At 34.2% G+C, this 24,798-nt stretch carries 11 protein-coding genes, 4 tRNA genes and 3 rRNA genes; 4 read left to right on the forward strand and 14 right to left on the reverse strand.

Annotated features, from left to right (window positions below):
• The first annotated feature begins 219 nt into the window (after positions 1–219).
• The 3 genes from AC2GW8_RS04900 to AC2GW8_RS04910 all read left to right on the forward strand — a co-directional run bounded on the left by AC2GW8_RS04900 (position 220) and on the right by AC2GW8_RS04910 (position 965).
• Positions 220–681, forward strand: coding sequence for a GNAT family N-acetyltransferase (locus tag AC2GW8_RS04900; protein WP_440881671.1), 462 nt, complete (start codon positions 220–222; stop codon positions 679–681).
• A 90-nt stretch (positions 682–771) separates the two neighbouring features.
• Positions 772–844 (forward strand) — tRNA-Gly (locus AC2GW8_RS04905).
• Positions 845–892: 48 nt separating this feature from the next.
• Positions 893–965: transfer RNA gene (locus AC2GW8_RS04910), tRNA-Gly, on the forward strand.
• A 60-nt stretch (positions 966–1,025) separates the two neighbouring features.
• On the opposite strand, the gene AC2GW8_RS04915 is transcribed toward AC2GW8_RS04910, so the two are convergent.
• From AC2GW8_RS04915 to AC2GW8_RS04960, 10 genes are all read right to left on the reverse strand, one after another.
• Complete coding sequence (locus AC2GW8_RS04915) at positions 1,026–3,428, reverse strand: glycoside hydrolase family 31 protein (protein ID WP_440881672.1); 2,403 nt, start codon at positions 3,426–3,428, stop codon at positions 1,026–1,028.
• 43 nt (positions 3,429–3,471) lie between these two features.
• Positions 3,472–5,415, reverse strand: coding sequence for a 1,4-alpha-glucan branching protein GlgB (gene glgB, locus AC2GW8_RS04920; RefSeq protein ID WP_440881673.1), 1,944 nt, complete (start codon positions 5,413–5,415; stop codon positions 3,472–3,474).
• Between the two features lie 48 nt (positions 5,416–5,463).
• Positions 5,464–6,735 carry a glucose-1-phosphate adenylyltransferase gene (locus tag AC2GW8_RS04925; RefSeq protein ID WP_440881674.1) on the reverse strand — a complete coding sequence of 424 codons (1,272 nt, stop codon included), beginning with the start codon at positions 6,733–6,735 and terminating at the stop codon, positions 5,464–5,466.
• A gap of 29 nt (positions 6,736–6,764) precedes the next feature.
• The gene (locus AC2GW8_RS04930) at positions 6,765–8,171 is read right to left on the reverse strand and encodes a glycogen synthase (protein WP_440881675.1); all 1,407 of its coding nucleotides are present in this window, start codon (positions 8,169–8,171) and stop codon (positions 6,765–6,767) included.
• A gap of 493 nt (positions 8,172–8,664) precedes the next feature.
• A 5S ribosomal RNA gene (rrf, locus tag AC2GW8_RS04935) occupies positions 8,665–8,773 on the reverse strand.
• Between the two features lie 129 nt (positions 8,774–8,902).
• Positions 8,903–11,771: ribosomal RNA gene (locus AC2GW8_RS04940) — 23S ribosomal RNA — on the reverse strand.
• A 228-nt stretch (positions 11,772–11,999) separates the two neighbouring features.
• Positions 12,000–12,073 (reverse strand) — tRNA-Ala (locus AC2GW8_RS04945).
• 106 nt (positions 12,074–12,179) lie between these two features.
• Positions 12,180–12,253: transfer RNA gene (locus tag AC2GW8_RS04950), tRNA-Ile, on the reverse strand.
• A gap of 91 nt (positions 12,254–12,344) precedes the next feature.
• Positions 12,345–13,866 (reverse strand): 16S ribosomal RNA (locus AC2GW8_RS04955).
• Together the 16S, 23S and 5S rRNA genes with 2 tRNA genes alongside form the textbook arrangement of a ribosomal RNA operon.
• A 626-nt stretch (positions 13,867–14,492) precedes the next feature.
• A complete protein-coding gene (locus AC2GW8_RS04960; RefSeq protein WP_440881676.1) occupies positions 14,493–15,806 on the reverse strand; it encodes a sensor histidine kinase in 1,314 nt (437 codons plus the stop codon).
• Between the two features lie 1,294 nt (positions 15,807–17,100).
• On the opposite strand from AC2GW8_RS04960, the gene AC2GW8_RS04965 reads away from it, so the two are divergent.
• Positions 17,101–17,301, forward strand: a complete 201-nt coding sequence (locus tag AC2GW8_RS04965) for a hypothetical protein (protein ID WP_440881677.1) — start codon at positions 17,101–17,103, stop codon at positions 17,299–17,301.
• 334 nt (positions 17,302–17,635) lie between these two features.
• Here AC2GW8_RS04965 and AC2GW8_RS04970 read toward each other — a convergent pair whose 3' ends face one another.
• From AC2GW8_RS04970 to AC2GW8_RS04985, 4 genes are read right to left on the reverse strand one after another with little or no spacing between them, the layout of a single operon-like run.
• Positions 17,636–18,031 (reverse strand): heavy-metal-associated domain-containing protein, encoded by a 396-nt coding sequence (locus AC2GW8_RS04970; protein WP_440881678.1) that lies wholly within the window; start codon positions 18,029–18,031, stop codon positions 17,636–17,638.
• A gap of 6 nt (positions 18,032–18,037) precedes the next feature.
• On the reverse strand, positions 18,038–19,750 hold the full coding sequence (locus tag AC2GW8_RS04975; protein WP_440881679.1) for an efflux RND transporter periplasmic adaptor subunit: 1,713 nt from the start codon (positions 19,748–19,750) through the stop codon (positions 18,038–18,040).
• Positions 19,751–19,807: 57 nt separating this feature from the next.
• Complete coding sequence (locus tag AC2GW8_RS04980) at positions 19,808–21,037, reverse strand: TolC family protein (RefSeq protein ID WP_440881680.1); 1,230 nt, start codon at positions 21,035–21,037, stop codon at positions 19,808–19,810.
• Entirely contained in the window at positions 21,034–24,771 is a 3,738-nt protein-coding gene (locus AC2GW8_RS04985) for an efflux RND transporter permease subunit (RefSeq protein WP_440881681.1), read from the reverse strand. Before AC2GW8_RS04985 ends, AC2GW8_RS04980 begins: the two co-directional genes overlap by 4 nt.
• Positions 24,772–24,798: the final 27 nt, after the last annotated feature.

The raw sequence follows: 24,798 nt of genomic DNA on the forward strand, positions 1-24,798 counted from the left end.
TCAATAAACTAAACACATTATCTTCAAAAGTAATAATCACTAATTTTTTTAGGTTATTATTAACCTATATAAATAACAGAATTGAAAAAGTCCTTTTCAAAATTTATTTAAAAGTTATATCAATAAATTTAACATCGTTTTCTATAAAACTTATATTAATAAAATGTAGTTTCACAAACTTTAATATTAAACACTTCACAAAATAAAAAACATACTTTTATGGAGCTAATTTTCAAACCAATACCAAATGAAAAAAAATTAACTATAATTCCATTACTTAGTATACTCAATAAAAAAGCACTTTCAAGTGAATTAGAAGACAGAGTTCACAAAATGTTTGCTCTCGAGCACTACGAGTGTATTGGAGCGTACTATAATAATACTTTAGTAGGCATATGTGGTTTATGGTACTCTGTAAGGCACTATGTTGGAGAAAGTGTTGAACCCGATCATGTCATTATTAACCCAGCGTATAGGGGAAGAAATATTGGAAAACGCTTTTTCAATTGGATTTATGACTATACTAAATCTAAAGGGTGTGAAGCAATAGAGTTGAATACATATACGGCAAATAGAAAATCACACAAATTCTACTATAATGAAGGCTTTGAAATTTTTGGATTTCATTTTGTTAAAGTATATGACGCAAATAATTCATTTGTAAAAAAGGATGATGTTTAGAACTAAAGCACTACTAATTTTAGTGTTTTAAAAAACATAAAAAAAACTTGTAGATTTTAGAAAAGGTTTTATATTTGCAATCGCTTTACTGCGGGAGTAGCTCAGTTGGTAGAGCGTCAGCCTTCCAAGCTGAATGTCGCCGGTTCGAACCCGGTCTCCCGCTCAAAATATAATAATAAAAACAAATAATATATTTGTTGAAAGCTTTATCGCGGGAGTAGCTCAGTTGGTAGAGCGTCAGCCTTCCAAGCTGAATGTCGCCGGTTCGAACCCGGTCTCCCGCTCAAAGTCGAAAGAAACATTCTTTCGACTTTTTAGTTTGTATATAATTTAGAATGTAAATATCATCCAATTACGTGAATTTCTTTGAAATCATTTGGGATAATTAAAATAGAGCTTTCAGGCTTCTTTTGAACACTCTCTAGATTAACAATTACATTATCTACTTCAACTTCTTTTATCACAAACGGTAACTCAATAAATTCAAACTCTATCTTTTTGTAATCTGTAACATAGGTACCGTCTTTATGTTGTTGAATGATTAATTCATTACTTTTTCCTGTAACCGTAAAAGTTCTCAAGCTATATCTACCTTTCGTGTAATCGTAACCATCAAAAGCATCCTCATAAACTTTAGATATCTCTTTTTCTCCTAATTTAAAATACGCTTCAAGTCTGAGTACTCCTATTTTTTTCTCACCTACATATTGTTGAATTGGATATTTAGGAATTAAAGCACCTTCTTTAATAAACATTGGTATAATGTCTATATCTGCATCGACCCACCGCTCCAATCCACCTTGAATATGTTCTTTCGTCCAATAATTATACCAGTTACCCCTTGGAATATACATTCTTCTACCTTTTGAATTAGGTTCCTGAATAGGACAAATTAAAATTTGATTTCCAAAAATAAACTCATCTGTACGGTAATGTGTTTGTAAATCATATTGATCAAATAGTACTAATGGTTTTAGCATTGGAATGCCATGTTCAGCATACTCCCAAAACATTGTATATAAGTAAGGTAGTAATTGATAGCGTAGCTCAACATATTTTTTAGTTACCGCTATTACTTCATCTCCAAAAGCCCATGGTTCCTGATTACCATGATCTCCTGAAGAATGTGTTCTACAAAAAGGGTGAAAAACACCTAGTTGAATCCATCTTATATAAAGTTCTCCTGTTGGATGCTCTGCAAAACCGCCTATATCACTTCCCGTGAATGACATACCACTCATACTCATTCTTTGAGCTTGGATATTCGCAATCCATAAATGCTCCCATGAAGCAATATTATCACCCGTCCAAGAAGATGTATATCGTTGTGCTCCTGAATAAGCTGATCGTGTAATAATAAATGGTCTTTTAGGATATACATATTTTTTCACTCCCTCATAAGTAGCTCTAGCCATTTGGGTACCGTAAATATTATGTGCTTTTCTATGACTACAAAAATTACCATCGTAATTATGTCTTACATCATTGGGAAATGTTTTCGTTGGAACTTCCATAACGGCGGGTTCATTCATATCATTCCAAACACCTTTTACTCCAATTTCGTCTATTATTTCCTTGAACAGACCAGCCCACCACTTTCTGACCTTCGGATTCGTAAAATCAGGAAAGTAACATTCTCCTGGCCATACCTTCCCTCTCATATATGGTCCATCTGCTCTTTTACAAAAGTAGTCTTTATCAAGTGCTTCTTTATACACCCAGTAATCATCATCTATTTTAATTCCAGGGTCTATGATGACTACAGTTTTAAAACCATCTTCTTCAAGCTCGGAAATCATTCGTCTGGGATTAGGAAAATACTCCTTATTCCATGTAAAACACCTAAAACCATCCATATAATCAATATCAAGATAAATTGCATCACAAGGAATTTTAAACTGTCTAAATTTAGTCGCTATTTCCTTTACTTTTGACTCTGGGTAGTAACTCCATTTACATTGATGGTAACCTAAAGCCCATAATGGAGGTAATTCAGGCTTTCCTGTTAAATCAGTATACCTTGTTATTACATCTTGCATATCGGGTCCATAAATAAAATAATAATTCATTTCCCCTCCATGAGCCCAAAAACTAGTAACATTTCTTCTCTCATTACAAAAATCAAAAAATGTTTTAAATGTATTATCAAAAAAAATACCGTAAGCTCTCTCTTCATACATTCCTATATAAAATGGGATGGACTTATATAAAGGATCTTGATCTTTCCCAAAAGCATACTGATCAGTAGCCCAATTTTCAACGCGCTTACCTTTTAAATTTAAGTGCATCGCTTTATCTCCTAATCCATAATAACACTCTCCTTGAGGGGCATTTTTACTCATTTTAACAATATTACCACCATACTCGTAACTCTGTTCCCAATGAAAACCCAATTCATCTTCACAGATTATCTTTCCGGATATATCATAAATTGAAGTTCTTAAATCTACTTTATTAATTTCTACTCTGTTTTTTAGAGTGATTATTCTGTACATTTTATCATCCTCTTCTATTTCTAATTTACCATAGCCTCTAACACTATCGCTGCTAATAGCATAAGAAAAATCTTTCTCAAAATTATTATCAGTGGTATATCTAAACCTAATTATACTTCCACGAATTATTGTAACTTGAAGTATAACCCCGTTTTCAGTTGTGAAATAAATTTTATCAACATCTTGATAAAAAGAACAAATTTTATCAGGAAATATATTTCCTTTATTTTCAAATTGTGTATTAATAATCATACTAGCAGTTCTTAATTGATTTTTTAAATAATTAAATGGAGTTTTATTTTATTTTTATCTCTCCTAAATTCTTTTCTATTTTAAATACCATTATGCTTAAAGGAGCTAATATTATTTCACATGAATTAGGTCTATTATTCCATTTTTTCTTTTCTGTTTTAACTTTTGTATTCATAAAATCTCCTGATCCTCCATATATTTTTTGATTGCTATTTAATACCTGAATTAATTCCCCTTCATAAGGTACTCCTATTCTATATGTCTTTCTTGGAACTGGAGTCATATTGCATACAATTATTAATATGTCTTCTTTTAATTTTCCTTTTCTCATATAGCTTATTACAGAATTTTCAAAATCATCATAAGCTATCCACTCAAAACCTTCTTTTTCGAATTGTTTCTCGTGAAGAGCGCTTTGAGTCCTATACAAATCATTAAGATCAATTATTAATTTCTGAATCCCTTTATGAAAATCATACTCCAAAACATACCAATCTAAACTAGAATTATAATTCCACTCTGCATGTTGCCCAAATTCTCCTCCCATAAAAAGTAACTTACTTCCCGGATGGGTAAACATATAGCCATATAATAATCTAAGGTTAGCAAACTTTTGCCACTCATCACCTGGCATTCTTCCTATGATACTATTCTTCCCATGCACAACTTCATCATGTGACAAGGGTAACATAAAGTTTTCTGAAAAAGCATACGTCATACTAAATGTCAAATCATTTTGATGACTTTTTCGGTAAATCGGTTGTTTTCTGAAGTACTGTAAAGAATCATGCATCCAACCCATCATCCATTTCTTACCAAACCCAAGACCTCCATCATAAGTTGGTTTAGATACTTTTGGAAAAGCAGTTGATTCTTCAGCGATTGTTTGAACATCAGGAAATGATAAATAGACTTCTTCATTTAATTCTTTTAAAAAATTAATAGCTTCCAAATATTCATTTCCTCCGTAAATATTGGGCTCCCATTCTCCATTATCTCTAGAATAATCAAGGAAAATCATTGATGCTACAGCATCTACCCTGAGTGCATCAATGTGATATTGCTCTAACCAAAAAATAGCATTACTTATTAAAAAACCTTTGACTTCATTCCTCTCATAATTAAATATTAAACTCTCCCAATCAGGATGATATCCTTTTCTTTTATCTGGATGTTCATATAGATGTGAGCCATCAAAAAAACCTAATCCATGACTATCATTAGGGAAATGAGAAGGAACCCAATCGAGGATAACTCCAATATCATTTTGGTGAAATTTATCAATTAAATATTTAAACTCTTCAGGGCATCCATAACGAGAAGTGGGAGCAAAATATCCTGTAATCTGATATCCCCATGAAGGATCAAAAGGATACTCCATAACTGGCATAATTTCAACATGTGTAAATTTCATATATTTCACGTAAGAGACTAATTCTTCCGCTAGCTCAATGTAAGATAAAGTCGAAAGCCTGTTAGCGCTATCAATTTTTCTTCTCCATGAACCTAGATGAACTTCATAAACTGAAAAAGGAGCTTCATAAGAATTCCTTTTTTTACGGATCTTCATCCATTTATCATCATTCCATTTATACGAGTCGTTCCACACCAGAGATGCCGTTTTAGGTGGGTGTTCAAATCTCTTTGCATAAGGATCGGCTTTTTCTGTAATGATATTATTATGATTTGAATATATTTTATATTTATATAAACATCCTTTTTGAACTTTAGGTATAAATCCTTCCCATATACCTGATTTATCCCATCTAACATTCAAAAGATACTCTTTATCTGTCCAATTATTAAAATCACCGACCACATAAACAGCTTTAGCTGAGGGGGCCCATACCGAGAAATAAGTCCCTATTATCCCATTAAGACTCGTTATATGAGAACCGAACTTTTTATATAACCGATAATGTTTACCTCGTTTAAATAAATCTACATCTAAATCTGAAAACAGACTATAAGGCATAACTTCACTCATAAAAAGACCCTTATTACTTGTTTTTCAAACATTTAATACTTGTAAAAACTATTGTAAAATAAAACCATCTTCGATAATTGCCTCCCTCTTAATAACAACAATTCCTTCTTTAACTACATAGGATTGCTCATCCTTATCTTCAAGATGTTTTCCTCCTTTAATCACTACATTGTTCCCTATTCTTGCATCTTTATCAATAATAACATTTTCTACAATACAATTATCTCCTACTCCAATTTTAGGAGGTTCTATCTCTAAATTACACGATGATTCTCTGTCTTGATACTGATTTGCTCCGATCATGTAAGTATTTTTAATTTTACATCCTTTTCCTATTCTTGATCGAATTCCTATTACAGAAGTTTCAATCGTTTTAGCATTGATAATACACCCATCCGCTATTACAGATTTATTAAGCATTGTTCCATAAATTTTTGAGGGAGGTAATATTCTTGGACGAGTTAAGATACTTTTAGTTTGGTTAAATAAGTTAAACTTAGGAGCTTCTTCTGTTAAACCAATATTCGCTTCAAAAAAAGAGCCTATGGTCCCAATATCTGTCCAATATCCTTTATACTGATAGGCTAAGACTCTATTTTTTTCAATAGAATTTGGAATTATTTCTTTTCCAAAATCAGTTGCTTTAGTATTGTTCATTATATCAACTAATAAGTCCCTATTAAAAATATAAATTCCCATTGAAGCTAAATAATTTCTTCTCTCACTTTGCATATGACAATCCACTTCTGATTCCCAACCAATAAGCTCTTCTTTTGATGGTTTTTCTATAAAAGAAGAAATAAAACTCTCTTTATCTGTTTTTAGAATTCCAAACTCAGTAGCCTCTTTGAACGTAACGGGAAGTGTTGCAACGCTTATTTCAGCTTTTTTATCAATATGTTGTTCTAACATTTTATTAAAATCCATCTGATACAACTGATCTCCAGAAAGTATTAACACATATTCAAACTCGTGATTTAAAATATGATGCATTGATTGCCTTACAGCATCTGCCGTACCTTGAAACCATGTTTTATTTTCTGGTGTTTGTTCTGCTGCCATTATATCAACAAAAGCCTCACTAAAATTACTAAATGAATAGGTGTTTTTTATATGTCTATTAAGTGATGCAGAATTGAACTGTGTTAAAACAAACATTCTTTTAATATCACAATGAATACAATTTGAAATAGGAATATCTACAAGACGATACTTCCCTGCCATTGATACAGAAGGCTTTGAACGTTTATCTGTTAACGGAGATAATCTGGAACCTTGCCCACCTCCCAATATAATAGCGAGTACTTTTTTATTAATCATAATAGTTTGGTTAGATTGATTTGATTAGTTTAAATTGATTTATAAAGATCTATGTACTTCTTAGCTGATTTTGACCAGGAATTATCAATCTTCATAATTTGTTTCTGTATTTTTCTAAATATTTTTTGATTTTTATATAAATCTATTGCTCTATATATTGAATAAGTAATGTCCCAAACAGAAGCTCTTTCATGGCATATTCCAAATCCGCCATCACCAATATCTATTACTGTATCTTTAAGTCCTCCTGTTCTTCTTACAATTGGTATTGTTCCATATCTTAGAGAATACATCTGATTTAAACCACATGGTTCTATACGAGATGGCATTAATAAAAAGTCTACTCCTGCATAAATCAAGTGGGAAAGTTCCTCATCAAAACCAATATATGAATGGAAATTACCTTTAAATTCTTTTTTTAACTTTGTTATTTCTTTTTCAATTTCCTCGTAACCTGAGCCTAAAATCAAAATATTACAATTTTTATTTTTTAAAAGAACTTCCTTTACAACATCAGTTAACAAATCTGCTGATTTTTCATATACTAACCTTCCAATAAAACCAAATAGTGGTAAATCTTTATTAAAACCATATTTTTTACATAAAGCTAATTTGTTGGCTCTCTTACCCGAAGTTACATTACTTATCTTATAGTTCCTTAACAATAATCTATCTGTTTCTGGATTCCAAATACACGTATCAATACCATTCAAAATACCAGAAAATTTATTACTCTCCGACTGAAGCAGACCTTCTAAACCACATGCATTTTCTTTTAATTCCTCCATGTATGTAGGTGAAACAGTATTAATACGTGTAGCACATTTGATTCCAGCTGCTAATGGGTTTACAAAACCATCCCAGTCTAAGAGCCCTATATTTTCAATACTAAAATCTGGTAATAAATTTATATAATCGTGTGAAAATTGACCTTGATATTGCGCATTATGAATTGTTAAAACTGTAGCCATATCTTTAAGTTTTATATACTCATTACAATAATTAATAAAAAAAGGAATTAAAGAAGTATGGTGATCATGACAATGTATCACGTCAAATGTTAAATTACATTTTAGGAGCCAATCTAATAGAGCTTTTTGAAAAGCTATATACCTCTCTTTTTCATCTTCATACCCGTATATATGTTCAGTATCTATTAAATTGTCTATTCTAACCAAACAAACGCTATATGGTATTTCTTCTGAGTTTATTTTTTCAATAAAGTATTTAAATTCGACACCATTTAAATTAATAGTGCCATTTCCCATATTCTTTAACTTATTCTTATCTGTAAATAAATTTTTATAGAATGGCATTACAACTAATGATTCTACATCTAGAGCTAATTGATATTTGGGCAATGCACTTACAACATCAGCTAAGCCTCCGGCCTTAGCTATTGGATGGCATTCGAAACTTGTATGAAGTATTTTCATATTGGGGGATAATGTTTACTATAAATTTAACAAATTGATTATTAATAACCTTAAAGTAAATATTAAATAATCCCACCCTTCTTGTAACTTTTAATTTATTATATCACTTTACGCTTTTTAATAGATAAAAAATCAAGATAAAATAACATCCAAATATCTATAAATAGTAAAATAACAGTATTCTTTAAAAGAGATTCAAAAACTCGAAGAAGAGGGTAATTCAAATTCAAAAACACAAGAAATTTTCGAAAAAATAGTGACACGATCATTATTTGGAAATATCAATGCAAGTAGAAATTCTGCATAAAATATCTATTGATAAATCTTTACATGAAGTCCAAGGTAACTTGGGCTTTTTTAATAATTAGATTTTTCTTTACATGACAGTGTGTAAATATTGGTAAGTTCTATAATAAGGCTATTGTATTTCGTGAAGTAAAAAGTAACGTATAAAAAAACTCCTCATTACAAAATGTAATGAGGAGTTTTAAAAGAAAGGCAACGACCTACTCTCCCACCTGTGGCAGTACCATCGGCGCTAATGGGCTTAACTTCTCTGTTCGGAATGGTAAGAGGTGAGCCCCATTGCTATAATCACCTTAAATTGTTTCAGTATATTTCAACTGTATAAGTTAACATATTGCTAAAATCATATCGCTTATTCAAATATTTATAAAACTATTTGAACATAAAGAGTATCCTTCCCGAACTCCTAAAAGTTCGGGAGGAACGTACATAAGCCTATGGGTTATTAGTACTACTCGGCTACATACATTACTGCACTTACACCTATAGCCTATCAACGTGGTCATCTCCCACGACCCTTTAAAGAAATCTCATCTTGTGGTGGGTTTCGCGCTTATATGCTTTCAGCGCTTATCCCTTCCGAACGTAGCTACTCAGCAGTGCCCCTGGCGAGACAACTGATACACTAGAGGTTCGTCCAACTCGGTCCTCTCGTACTAAAGTCAGATCCACTCAAATTTCTAACGCCCACAGCAGATAGAGACCGAACTGTCTCACGACGTTCTGAACCCAGCTCGCGTGCCACTTTAATGGGCGAACAGCCCAACCCTTGGGACCTTCTCCAGCCCCAGGATGTGACGAGCCGACATCGAGGTGCCAAACCCCCCCGTCGATGTGAGCTCTTGGGGGAGATCAGCCTGTTATCCCCGGAGTACCTTTTATCCTTTGAGCGATGGCCCTTCCATTCGGAACCACCGGATCACTATGCTCTACTTTCGTACCTGATCGACCTGTATGTCTCTCAGTCAAGCTCCCTTATGCCATTGCACTCTACGCACGGTTACCAAGCGTGCTGAGGGAACCTTTAGAAGCCTCCGTTACTCTTTTGGAGGCGACCACCCCAGTCAAACTACCCACCACGCACTGTTCTCATCACTGAGTTAGGCTCTAGATAAGCAAAGGGTGGTATTTCAAGGTTGACTCCACAACCCCTAGCGAGGCCGCTTCAATGTCTCCCACCTATCCTACACATTACTTATCCAAAGTCAATACGAAGCTATAGTAAAGGTTCACGGGGTCTTTTCGTCCCGCTGCGGGTAATCGGCATCTTCACCGATACTACAATTTCACCGAGCTCATGGCTGAGACAGTATCCAGATCGTTGCACCATTCGTGCAGGTCGGAACTTACCCGACAAGGAATTTCGCTACCTTAGGACCGTTATAGTTACGGCCGCCGTTTACTGGGGCTTCATTTGAGATCTTCGCCGAAGCTAAACCCTCCACTTAACCTTCCAGCACCGGGCAGGTGTCAGGCCTTATACATCATCTTTCAATTTAGCAAAGCCCTGTGTTTTTGATAAACAGTCGCCTGGATCTTTTCACTGCGGCCAGCATTACTGCTGGCGACCTTTCTCCCGAAGTTACAGGTCTATTTTGCCTAGTTCCTTAGCCATGAATCTCTCGAGCACCTTAGAATTCTCATCCCAACTACCTGTGTCGGTTTACGGTACGGGTTCTTATAAACTGAAGCTTAGAGGTTTTTCTTGGAAGTTCTTAACCGCACTATCCACGCTTCCGAAGAGTTGTGGTACTATCACACTTCAGCTAAGTCTGCGGATTTGCCTACAGTCCTAATACCTACATGTTTCAACGAGCTATTCCGTCAGCTCGCGGCGGGTTCATTACTCCGTCACCCCATCGCATTTATAAGAAGTACAGGAATATTAACCTGTTGTCCATCGACTACTCCTTTCGGATTCGCCTTAGGTCCCGACTAACCCTCAGCTGATTAGCATCGCTGAGGAAACCTTAGTCTTTCGGTGTGCGGGTTTCTCACCCGCATTATCGTTACTTATGCCTACATTTTCTTTTCTATACGTTCCAGAAAACCTTACAGTTCGCCTTCAACACATATAGAATGCTCCCCTACCACTTTTAAAAGTCCATAGCTTCGGTAATATGTTTATGCCCGATTATTATCCATGCAAAACCGCTCGACTAGTGAGCTGTTACGCACTCTTTAAATGAATGGCTGCTTCCAAGCCAACATCCTAGCTGTCTAAGCAGTTTCACCTCGTTTTTTCAACTTAACATATATTTGGGGACCTTAGCTGATGGTCTGGGTTCTTTCCCTCTCGGACATGGACCTTAGCACCCATGCCCTCACTGCTGATAAACATTTTATAGCATTCGGAGTTTGTCAGGAATTGGTAGGCGGTGAAGCCCCCGCATCCAATCAGTAGCTCTACCTCTATAAAACTTTTAATCAACGCTGCACCTAAATGCATTTCGGGGAGTACGAGCTATTTCCGAGTTTGATTGGCCTTTCACCCCTACCCACAGGTCATCCAAAGACTTTTCAACGTCAACTGGTTCGGTCCTCCACTGTGTGTTACCACAGCTTCAACCTGCCCATGGGTAGATCACTCGGTTTCGCGTCTACTACTACTAACTTAACCGCCCTATTCAGACTCGCTTTCGCTTCGGCTCCGAACCTTAAATTCTTAACCTTGCTAGTAACAGTAACTCGTAGGCTCATTATGCAAAAGGCACGCCGTCACCACGAATGGCTCCGACCGCTTGTAGGCGTACGGTTTCAGGTTCTATTTCACTCCCTTACTTAGGGTTCTTTTCACCTTTCCCTCACGGTACTAGTTCACTATCGGTCTTTCAGGAGTATTTAGCCTTAGCGGATGGTCCCGCCAGATTCATACAGGATTACACGTGTCCCGCACTACTCAGGATACTACTATCTCTTCTTCGATTACCTATACGAGACTATCACTCTCTTTGGTTAGTCTTTCCAAACTATTCTAGTTCTCTTAAATTCGAATATTGTAGTCCTACAACCCCAATACTGCCGTAACAATATTGGTTTGGGCTATTCCGCGTTCGCTCGCCACTACTAGCGGAATCACTTTTGTTTTCTTCTCCTCCGGGTACTTAGATGTTTCAGTTCTCCGGGTTTGCTCACCTTGCGGTGTGATATATCTTCAATATACCGGGTTGCCCCATTCGGAAATTTACGGATCATAATGTATGTGCCACTCCCCGTAACTTATCGCAGCTTATCGCGTCCTTCTTCGCCTCTGAAAGCCTAGGCATCCTCCATACGCCCTTATTTAGCTTATTGTACTTTTTGCTTCCGATATTAATCGGAAACGAGCTCTTTATAATTCTTAATTATATTTTTATAAAAATATATCGTTAGATACTTAAATCTAACGCTCTATCTTGATTCTTTACGATATCATTTTACCAATATGTCAATGAACTTGTGCCGAGTCAGAACTGATAAATATTTCAGTTACCAACCTGGTATAATACCTTGTGATAATAATTATCTATAGGTATTATCTAGTGGAGAATATCGGAGTCGAACCGATGACCTCTTGCGTGCAAGGCAAGCGCTCTAGCCAGCTGAGCTAATCCCCCATGTACTTCTAGTATGAGGCTTAACTATTGAGTTATGAGTCGTTAAACATTCTCAACATAACCCGCTTCTAGAATTTCCTTTAACTAAATACCAAACAAAAAAAAGTAGTCTTGGGCAGGCTCGAACTGCCGACCTCTACATTATCAGTGTAGCGCTCTAACCAGCTGAGCTACAAGACTATTTAAGATCTGATCTTAGTCTTTTTTATTTTAAAATTAACAGCAGAGTAAAATTACACTTCCTTCTGTAACTTAACACCATCTTCTCTAGAAAGGAGGTGTTCCAGCCGCACCTTCCGGTACGGCTACCTTGTTACGACTTAGCCCTAGTTACTAGTTTTACCCTAGGCAGCTCCTTGCGGTAACCGACTTCAGGCACCCCCAGCTTCCATGGCTTGACGGGCGGTGTGTACAAGGCCCGGGAACGTATTCACCGGATCATGGCTGATATCCGATTACTAGCGATTCCAGCTTCACGGAGTCGAGTTGCAGACTCCGATCCGAACTGTGATATGGTTTATAGATTCGCTCCTATTCGCATAGTGGCTGCTCATTGTCCATACCATTGTAGCACGTGTGTGGCCCAGGACGTAAGGGCCGTGATGATTTGACGTCATCCCCACCTTCCTCACGGTTTGCACCGGCAGTCTCGCTAGAGTCCTCAGCTTTACCTGCTAGCAACTAACGATAGGGGTTGCGCTCGTTATAGGACTTAACCTGACACCTCACGGCACGAGCTGACGACAACCATGCAGCACCTTGTGAAATGTCCGAAGAAAAAGCTATCTCTAGCCCTGTCATTCCACATTTAAGCCCTGGTAAGGTTCCTCGCGTATCATCGAATTAAACCACATGCTCCACCGCTTGTGCGGGCCCCCGTCAATTCCTTTGAGTTTCAATCTTGCGATCGTACTCCCCAGGTGGGACACTTATCACTTTCGCTTAGTCACTGAATCTAAATCCAACAACTAGTGTCCATCGTTTACGGCGTGGACTACCAGGGTATCTAATCCTGTTCGCTCCCCACGCTTTCGTCCATGAGCGTCAGTATATACGTAGTAGACTGCCTTCGCAATCGGTATTCTGTGTAATATCTATGCATTTCACCGCTACACTACACATTCTATCTACTTCCGTATAACTCAAGTCAACCAGTATCAAAGGCAGTTCTACAGTTAAGCTGTAGGATTTCACCTCTGACTTAATTGACCGCCTGCGGACCCTTTAAACCCAATGATTCCGGATAACGCTTGCACCCTCCGTATTACCGCGGCTGCTGGCACGGAGTTAGCCGGTGCTTATTCTTACGGTACCGTCAAGGTCGTACACGTACGACTGTTTCTTCCCGTATAAAAGCAGTTTACAACCCATAGGGCAGTCTTCCTGCACGCGGCATGGCTGGTTCAGGCTTGCGCCCATTGACCAATATTCCTCACTGCTGCCTCCCGTAGGAGTCTGGTCCGTGTCTCAGTACCAGTGTGGGGGATAATCCTCTCAGACCCCCTACCTATCGTTGCCATGGTAAGCCGTTACCTCACCATCTAGCTAATAGGACGCATAGTCATCTTGTACCAATAAATCTTTAATATACAACCGATGCCAATCATATATATTATGGAGTATTAATCTTCATTTCTAAAGGCTATCCTCCTGTACAAGGCAGATTCTATACGCGTTACGCACCCGTGCGCCGGTCGTCAGCAAGTAGCAAGCTACTCCTGTTACCCCTCGACTTGCATGTGTTAAGCCTGCCGCTAGCGTTCATCCTGAGCCAGGATCAAACTCTTCATTGTATAATCTTTAATATTATTTAATGTCAAGTCTTCAAAAGAATTTTCAAGTGGTAAACCCTAAAGCTTACCGTGGTAATTCTACTCTAATTACGCTGTCAATTTCAATATTTTCAATGAACTTGTTAACCCAAAATAATCAATATAATCTCAATCAATATCTCAAATTAAACTCTTGTAGAAATGCTAGAATCGAACTAACTGATAAACTAATTATCATTCCAAAATTTCTGTGATCGTGTCGCTCTCCGTAAGCGGATGCAAAACTAAAAACTTTTTTAAAAATAACAAACATTTTTGAAAGTTTTTTTTAGTTTTTTTTCAGAACAGCCGAAGTCAAATTAAAACCTCAAACAAACTAAAAAAAAGTAAATAATTACTAATTATCCTACCCTCTTTATAACTCTAAAACAACACGCTAAATCAATGAACTTGCTAACTCTTTTACTATGCGTTTTCACGTTAGCGGTTGCAAACATACAACCATTTTTTATTCTAACAAGACTTTTTTTAACCTTTTTTTAAACCAAACAAAAAAACAGCTTAACACCAATTACTTAAACTATAAAAATCAATAGCTAATTATTTATTTTAGGAATTAGGGATAGATGTATAAAATCATTATTTATTTAACAAACCGCAATTTGATTTAGTTTTTCTATTTCAAAAAAGAAAGTTGTTCCTTTTCCTTTTTTACTATCTAACCAAATTCCCCCTCCATTTCTCTCTATTATTTTTTTTACTAGAGCCAGTCCTATACCTACAGAGTCCATGTGAAGTTTTAATTCTAGTTTTTGGAATAACTTAAAAATTTTTTTGTGATACTTTTTATCTATACCTGGTCCATTATCAGATATTGAAAACACATATTTTTTATAATTCTCTTTAACATCAATAACAATAGAAATATGATTCTTATCATTATGCTTAATTGCATTTTGAATAAGATTTTGGAAAACTTGTAATAATTGAGACTCGTTAAAATAAACGTCAGGAAGTTTATTTTTTATTTTAATTGTACATTTATCAGAGCTATTTACCATTATTATTCTCTTCACAAGAGCTTCGAGGTTTACTTTTTTTCTCTCTCGTTCCCTCTCCATTTGTAATGAATAATTTAATATACCATTAATAAGCATATCCATTTGTACTACCTGTTCTTTAATGATAAATAAATTTTTATACATTTCAGAACCTTCTTTTACAGAATTTTCTTCCAGTAATTCCTTGGATGTAACCCATTCTGCCATTGTATGAATATTACGTAAAGGTCGTTTCAAATCATGAGATACAACATACGCAAACTCTTCCAAATCTTTATTTCGTTGAGATAGCTCTTTTGCTCTTTTCTCTAAATCAATAGTTCTTTGTTTTATTTTATATTCTAACTGCGAATTCATTTGTTCAAGACTTTTTCTATGATGCATAGCTCCATTAAGAATAATAAATGAAAAGATAAAAATAGTTGTAATTGAAACTAAGACAGCCCCTTCCATAACAACATCGATATCATTACTTATTACTTGATAAGTCATATGAAATAACTGAAAAGAACTGAATAAAATAATTAACCACCTATTACTTAACATTAAAATACCTCCAAACATAACAATGTAAGAACCTAAAAGATAATCTAAAGAAAACTGATTAAGAGCAACTGTGTAAGTTAAATAATGTTGGAAAGAAAATATTGATATGAAAACTAATAGTCCGTATGATTCAAATATTCTCTTATTTTTAATTTTTGGCAGTATCCCTAATATGAGGAAAAGTAAAGAAAAAAATTCTCTTCCATATTCTACTTCTATCGCATTAGGATTAAAATAAGATATTAGTAGCGAATATAAATACAATCCAGGAGCTATTAAACATAGCACCGTGCTAGTATTTTTAATTTCAAACGCCTCTAGCTTTCCAATTTTCTTTAAAAAACTTTGGTTCATAAAATTTTAGGGCAAAATATTGTGTTTAAATTTAGACAATTTAAACGTAATATGCACCCTACATAACTTTAACGCGATTTGAATCTGTAGATAAAGTACTCCAATAAGTAGATTATAAGTCCTTTTTGAGTGGTGCTTCTAAAACTTATTATACATTATTTATTATTTGGCTAAAAAAAGAAAAGAAGTTAAAAACTTCTCTCCTTAATGTTGTTACTCTTCAAAATTAAACTTTAAAATATTAAAGTATTGAACAACTAATCTTCTTACTTAAATCTTTAGATCAAGTAAGAGTTTATAACGACTAAAAGCATTAGTTTTAAGTTAGATAACATCTTTAAAAAATCTTGAAGTTATTTGCACCACAGTATCTTTTTTTAAAGCTAATATTTTAACATTTAGGTAATAGCGAAGTATAAATTATCTTAAATACCCCTTCTTTCGATCCTAAAAAAATAACTATTAATCGTTTGATACATACTATCTAACTATTTTAATACATCACATTCGTTTTCAGTATTAATTTTAGATAAAGAATGATCTTTGTAAGATTAAATTCCACGTCGTTTTAGACTTGATTTTTAGTAATTTATATTTTTTTTAAAAATAAAGAGTATCATTTAATTTATTTTGGCTTATATTATTGAATATCATATTTATGGTGTTTCTAAGTTTGGTTAGTAAAAGAATCTATAAATCTATAGATTCTTTTTTTATTAATAATTCTCAGCTACTAACTAAGTATCTTTATTCTACCTTATTTCTCAATATTACTGTTGTTATTAACTTTACTTGTCTAAAATAAAATAGCGTCATGAAATAATTCTTCACCTCATTAACTCCCCACAAAAAACCTAAAACAATATAAGTCAATATTTTAACAAAAAAAACACATTGTTTAATGGTAAATATCTCAGTAATTAACCCCTATAAAAAACACCTAAACATAAGGGTTAACCATTAGTTGTTATTCAGGGTTTACACTTATTGTCTAACAATAAGAACTACTATATATTTGGTGAGTTATTTGGTTGTAAAACTATCAAGTAATTCGAAAAACCCTTCTAAGTAAAACCTCAAGGTACGTTTCTTTGAGGTTTTGTTTTATTAATTTATTGAGCATCTAACGCAATAAGTTATCTCTTCATCTATTTTTAGGACCATTCTATCTAAAATACTTATAAGTAGCCTTTTGATAAGATAAATTTAGGCTGGCTGATCGGTTTTTAATATAAAGTAATATTTCAAGCTAGGTTATCTCTTAATATTTAAAAATATTATTACATCCCTTGGTATGAAAAAACAAAACTTAGTACTTGTAAAACAATCTATCAGAAAACCAAACTCTAATATATATAAGTGGGTAACTAAAAAAATAGCTAAAATTATAATCAAAAAAAATAATCAAGAAGACATAAGCTATACGTATGCTCCTTGGTACATGTCTTTAATATTCAGAATGAAATACTATTTCTCTCTTCACAAAAACAAGTAGTCCCTTCGTCTAAAAAACGCCTATATTGATTTAATCTTATCGATAAATCAGTAAAACAATGAACTACAAGCCTATTCAGATAAAAAATATATAAAATTGTACATTAATCGTTAAGAACAAATACACTAATCGTAAAAATAACACTTCTTAACTAAGAACTAAAAATTGGACTTCTATTAATTGTAAATTTAAATAGATTTTTAAATATTGTTTATTCATTTTTAGAAGTTTGGTTAGTTTTTTAGCAGAAGTATTTCATAAAAAGAAATACTTCTGTTTATTTTATATTTATTTAAAAAATAAACTCCAATTTAAAAAGTGAATCATAAATAATTTATTTTTTTACACTCATGTCCATATCATGATCATATTGGCAACAACTAGGTAAATCTTGATAAGAATCAGTACTTCCTGCTACTTTGTCCGTATCATATCCTGATGCAGCAATTGCTTTGTGAACCTCATCAATATTAGTTTTCTTATCATTAAAAGTTACACGAATCTCCTTTTTATGTTTATCCCAATTCGCATTAGAAACACCTTCAACACCGTTAGCTGCTTTTTCAATAGTACTTTTACACATATCACAATTACCTCTAACTCCAAATGATGCTTCACTCATTGCTATTTCTTGTTGATCGACTACTGTTGTTTCTTTTTTTCCTTGGTTTTTACAACTTACCAATCCTATGACAGCCACTAAGGCAATACTAATTACTATATTTCGCATTATTTATTAATTTGTATGATGATTTATTACTTGTTTTACTTCTCCACATTTCAGCATTTTATCGCCAAAATATGGATTCGATATTTTTTCTTCTTTACTTAACCAATACGCTCCTTTATCACTATTTGCCATAGGACAATATTGCTTATAAGCTGTTTCTTCTATACCAAAAAGTTCAACTACCATAATTAAATGATTCGATAATACTCTAAATTGATTCCTTTGTTCTTCTATCGTTTCCAATGTTTCCATCTTTAAACTACTCAACTCCAAAATCTTCTCCAGTGTCATCCATTCTTCAAGAGCTCGATCATTTTTCAATAGCTCCATATCTACTTCATTCAATCTCAAATTAAACATAGTCGATTCTTTCTTTGTTTTCACTTTATCTGTTTCAACTAAATGGTCTTTAATTCTTATATAAGAATTATAAACTTCCTGTAATTGTTTTTTAAAATCAATGGACACTTCAAATGATTCTTTAATTGATTTTTCATGATTCATCATTGATTTCTTTCCTTGTAACTGTGCTGATGCATCAACAGTAAACACTCCGTTTGTCACGATTTCATCTCCCGAAGAAACCCCTTTTAAAATTATGTATTTATCACCATTCTTAGCTCCAAGAATCACTTCCTTCATTTCGAAAACTGGATCGCCATTTTTTAATTTTATATAAATAACTGATCTTTTTCCAGTCCACAAAACAGCTGAGGCAGGAATCAAAATGTTTGTATCTTTATTAGGTTTTAAGTTTTCAACTTCTCCAGTAACGAACATTCCTGGCTTAAACTTTTGTTCTCTATTAGCAATAGTTGCTCGCAATTTTACAACCCTAGTTGTTGGATTGACCATCGGATCTATAAAAATAACCTTAGCTTTAAAGATTTCTCCTAGATATGCATTGGACTTTATCTTTATTGTTTGTCCAACTTTGAACATTCTTATCTGATTTTCGTACACATCAAAACTGGCCCAAACAGAATTTAAATTTGCCATTTTTAATAATCCTTGCCCTTGCTTGACATAATCACCTACATTCACCATTTTTTCCAACACTGTTCCTGAAACTGTCGCATAAATGGGGAAATTCTCTCTCACCTTTTTAGAAATTTCAATTTGATTGATTTGATTCTCCGAAAGCTTCCAAAGTTTCAATTTATTTCTTACCGCTTTATACAAAGCTGGTTGTGTTTCTTTCAATGAAGCCGCAGTCAATAACTCTTGTTGTGCCTTAATCAAATCAGGGGCATAAATTGTTGCCAGCAACTGTCCTTTAGAAACTCTTTCTCCTGTAAAACTTACTTTTAGACTTTCTATTCTTCCAGAGAAAAAACTCGCCTGAACAGTATTCAACTCTTCATTCTCTACTATTTTTCCAGAAAGTGTTAGTCCTGTATTTTCACTTTTATCAGTTCCAACTACTGTTGTTTGAACGTTGGCTAAAGCCAATGCATTTTTCGTCATTTTAAACTGATTCGCCGACAAACCATCATCTCCAACTTCAGCAGGAATTAAATCCATACCACAAATTGGGCAGTCACCTAGCTCTGTCTGTCTAACCTGAGGGTGCATCGAGCAAGTCCAAAACTCGGATGTACTCATCACTTCTTCGTTATGATTGTGAGTATCTGTATTATCGAACGATCCAGAAAAAAAGAACTTTCCAAGAACCAATCCTAACATTACGAGGCCTACATATATTAAATATTTTTTCATCTGTCTATTTTTTATTATTATCAATCGCCACATGTAAACATGTTGATCTCATCCTTTTTACTTAATTAAATAATTAATTAAACTTCTTTCTTCGTAATAATTGACGACTGAGGTTATCCTATCCATTTGAAACCTTAATTGTAACTCTTGAATATCTAGTATATCATTAAAATCTATTGTTCCTGTTTCATAACTTTTCAATAAGATTTGTTCAGCATTTTTTGCTTGATTTAAATTTCTTGTATTGGTTCGATATGAAATAACTGCTACTTTCTGTTTTGCTACTGCTCTTTTCAGTGAAGCTTCCAAAACATTATATCGTTCTTGTTTCTGAAAACTGATTTCTTCTTGTTTTAATTTGTTCTGCTTACTTACTGATTTGTTCTTTTTATTAAACAAAGAAATGGACAATGACACCATTGGCATTATGATATCCTTTCCGTTATCGGGAAAATCCATATCGGGACGCTCTTCTACATTTATATAATCTATACCAAAACCTATGGATGGCTTTTCTTCTTTTTGATTCAGCAACTCCGATTGAATTACCGATTGATACAACTTATCATATTTGACTAATTCTGGGTGAATCTTTAAATTTTCGATATTAATAACCTCCGCTTCATCTAATAGTTGAATTTTCTCAGGTAGCTCTATAGCTATATCTACACTTTTATTCAACATTTTATTGAAAGAAGCTTGTTGTCCTTTGAACTCCTCTTGTAATATTTCTATCTGTTGTACTATTTCATTCTGACGAATTTGTAATTTCAATACATCTACTGCAGAAGCCTTATCCACTTCCAATGAGTTTAGTGCCAACTGCTCATAAGTTTTGAATAATTTCTTATTCTCCTCAAGTACTCTTTGTTTTGCTTGATTGCCAAATAGCTTGTAATATAATTTTGTAACCGAATTCACTAGCTTTCGTTTAGCTACAGCCAACTCTTGATAATTTGTATCTGATAAACTTTCGATATAATTCTCTCTGGCTGTAATTGTTCCAAACCAAGGCAACATTTGTTTTGCAGATACTTTGAACAGCTGCGCTCCAGTTCTGGTTTCAGGAGTACTCACAAATACACCAGCACCAATTTCAGTATTTGGTAATGTATTTACCTCTTCTTTTCGTTCAATAATACGCTCATATTGCTTTTCGAACTGTTTTATCTTTGGATTGTTTTCTAAGGCTTCTTTTATAAATACGTGCAACTCCTGCCCTTGTATTTTTACTGTTACCACTAAACACAGACTAAACAGTATCCATTTAATCATTCCTATCTTCATAATCTTGTGCTTTTGTTTTTCTCTTTATTTCTAAAAATCCACTCTTCCTTCCAACTATATAATACTGGAACAATAAAATAAGAAGTAATATCTATAATCATTCCACCAAAACTAGGAATCGCCATCGGAATCATAATGTCACTTCCCCTACCAGTTGATGTTAATACAGGTAATAAGGCCAAAACCGTAGTTGCCGTTGTCATAAGGCAAGCACGAATTCTCTTGTTCCCAGCATCTAAAGCCGCTCTTCTGATTGCTTGAATATTTTGAGGTTGCTTTTTCTCAAAAGATTGTTTCAAATATGTGGCCATTACAACTCCATCATCGGTGGCTATTCCAAACAGCGCAATAAATCCAACCCAAACAGCGACACTCAAATTAATAGGATGCATTTGAAAGAGTACTCTTAAGTTCTTTCCAAAGATGCTAAAGTTTAAGAACCAATCTTGTCCATATAACCATATCATGATAAAACCTCCCGCAAAAGCAACCGCTATTCCAGTAAATACCATTAACGAAGTACTTACCGACCTAAACTGAAAATACAAAATCAAAAAGATGATTATTAAAGCCAACGGAACCACGAACGACAATGTTTTCTCCGCTCTAAGTTGATTTTCATAAGTTCCTGTAAACTGATAAGATACACCCTTAGGAACTATTAGTTCACCAGAATTAATCTTGGATTGGATAACTTTTTGAGCTTCTTCAACAACATTAACTTCCGCATAGTTTTCTTTTTTATCGAAAAGTACATATCCGATTAAGAAAGTATCCTCACTTTTTATTACTTGCGGACCTTGCTCATAGCGAATCTCTGCAACTTCGCTAAGTGGTATCGAACTCTCTTTAGAAATTGGAATGTAAATATTTTGCAGATCCGTTGGACTCGAACGAAGTTCTCTTGGATATCGCACTCTTATTCCATAACGCTCTCTTCCTTCTACAGTTTGAGTTAACTGGATTCCTCCAACTGCTACTTTTAAAACTTCTTGAACCGACTGAATAGAAATTCCATATCGTGCAATTTTCTCGCGGTCAATATCAATCAATAAATAGGGCTTTCCAACAATTCTATCTGCAAAAACAGCTTCTTTCTTAACACCTTCAACTTCCTTTAATACAGATTCCAAAGCGATCCCTAAAGACTCAATTTGCTTTAAATCTTGTCCCTTTACTTTAATTCCCATTGGTGCTCTCATACCAGTTTGAAGCATTACCAAGCGTGTTTCAATGGGCTGTAATTTAGGAGCGGATGTTACTCCTGGAAGCTTGGTTACCTTTACAATTTCATTCCAAATATCATCAGGTGATTTTATGTTAGGTCGCCAATTTCTATAAAACTCACCACCTTCATCTTTAATTAGGTCTCCAGAATTAATTTCAGAGAATAAAACATCTTGAATTTTTCCTTTCTTAACATTAGGATTTACAACCACACTACCAATTTTCGTAAGATAATTCCCTTCCTCATCTATCTTAAAACGTTGACGTTTTCCATCTTCATTTAAAATATATTCAGGCTTATAAAGAATAACATTCTCATACATAGACATTGGAGCAGGATCTAAAGCAGATTCTGTTCTTCCTGCTTTTCCTACCACCGTTTTTATTTCAGGAATGCTCGCAACCGCCATATCCAATTGCTGTAATACTCTTTTATTTTCCTCAACACCTGAATGAGGCATCGATGTAGGCATTAGTAAAAAGGATCCTTCATTTAAGGAAGGCATAAATTCTTTTCCTGTATTTCTAAAAATTAAGATTCCACATATTAATACCGTTAATGGAATTGATAAAAACAATACTTTATTTTCTAAAGCCCAATTTAGAATAGTGGCGTAATACTTTTGGAATAAACTAAAAACTCCTAATATCCCAAAACAAATACCACCAACAAAAAGAACGTTTAAAAACATACTTCTTTCAACTCCAAGTGGTTGCCAATGCTCAGCAAGCAAACCAACAATAACTAAAATCGTTAATACGATATTTACTCTCTCTCCAAGTACTGAACCAATTTTATTTTGCGACACAAGTATCGAGCTTACTCCGAATCCAATTAATATAAAAGCAAACCAATTTCCATAAAACAATCCGAAGATTCCTACTAAAATTAATAATACATTTAAGGTATACTTTATTTTATTTGTTGTTTTACGCGTTTTGAAAATCGATGCTGCAAATGGAGGTATTAAAAACAAAGCAACAATTATTGCTGCTATTAGCGCAAATGTTTTTGTAAAGGCCAACGGACGAAACAATTTACCTTCTGCTCCAATCATTGTAAAAACAGGTATAAAACTAATCACAGTTGTCATTACAGCCGTGATAATTGCTCCTGAAACCTCAGTTGTTGCATTATAAACTATCGTATTTGTTGATAGTTTGTTGGAATATTGCTCTAAATGACGAATAATATTTTCACATAATATAACACCAACGTCTACCATTGTACCAATAGCAATAGCTATTCCCGATAGTGCTACAATATTTGCTTCTACTCCAAAGGCTTTCATTCCTATAAAAACCATCAATACAGAAACTGGTAGTAACCCCGAAATTAAGATGGAAGCACGCAAATTGAATACCATAACAATAATTACCAAAATAGTGATCAACACTTCCAACGTTAGTGCTTCGTTTAAGGTAGACAAGGTCTCCTCTATTAATTCAGTTCTATCATAGAAAGGGACAATGGTTAATTGAGAAGTCCTTCCATCTTTTAGTTTCTTAGTTGGTAACCCATGAGCAATCTCATTGATTTTATCTTTTACTTTTGAAATTACCTCTAGAGGGTTCGCTCCATATCTAGCCACAACTACTCCACCCACAACTTCTGCTCCTTCCTTATCTAAAATTCCTCGTCGAGTCTTTGCTCCCAGAGTTACTTTCGCAATATCTTTAATGCGAATGGAAGTAAAACTTTCTGAAGTAACGACAGCACTTTCTATATCAGCTATGGATTTTATATATCCTAATCCTCTTACTAGATATTCAGCATTGTTAATTTCCGTAGTTTGAGCTCCGATATCTTCGTTACTTTCTTTAACCGCTTTTACAACTTGTTGTAAACTGATATTATATTGACGCATCAACTCAGGATTAACGTCTATTTGATATTCTTGAACATATCCTCCAATTGAAGCCACTTCCGAGACTCCACTAGAAGACGATAAGGCATATTTTACATAATAATCTTGAATACTTCTTAACTCATGTAAATCCCAACCTCCTGTTACATTCCCTTCTTCATCCCTCCCTTCTAAGGTATACCAGAATATCTGTCCTAATCCAGTGGCATCTGGCCCTAAAGTCGGATTCATTCCATCTGGTAACAATCCCGAGGGCAAAGAATTTAGCTTTTCCAAAATTCGAGATCGACTCCAATAAAATTCAATATTCTCTTCAAAAATGATATAGATACTAGAAAATCCAAACATTGACGAGCTACGAATCGTTTTTACTCCTGGAATCCCAAGTAAGGATGTGGTTAATGGATACGTAACTTGATCTTCGATGTCTTGAGGTGAATGTCCTTCCCATTTCGTAAAGACAATCTGTTGATTTTCTCCTATGTCTGGAATAGCATCAACTGCCACTGGATTTGTTGGTAAAAATCCAGTATCCCATTTGAATGGCGCATTTATTACTCCCCAACCTATTAATAAAAGGAGTAGTAATAGAGCTACCAATTTATTTTCTATTAAAAATTTAATGCTTTTCTTTAGCATACTTATATGATTTAAACAATAAACAAT

Source organism: Tenacibaculum profundi, assembly GCF_057162725.1.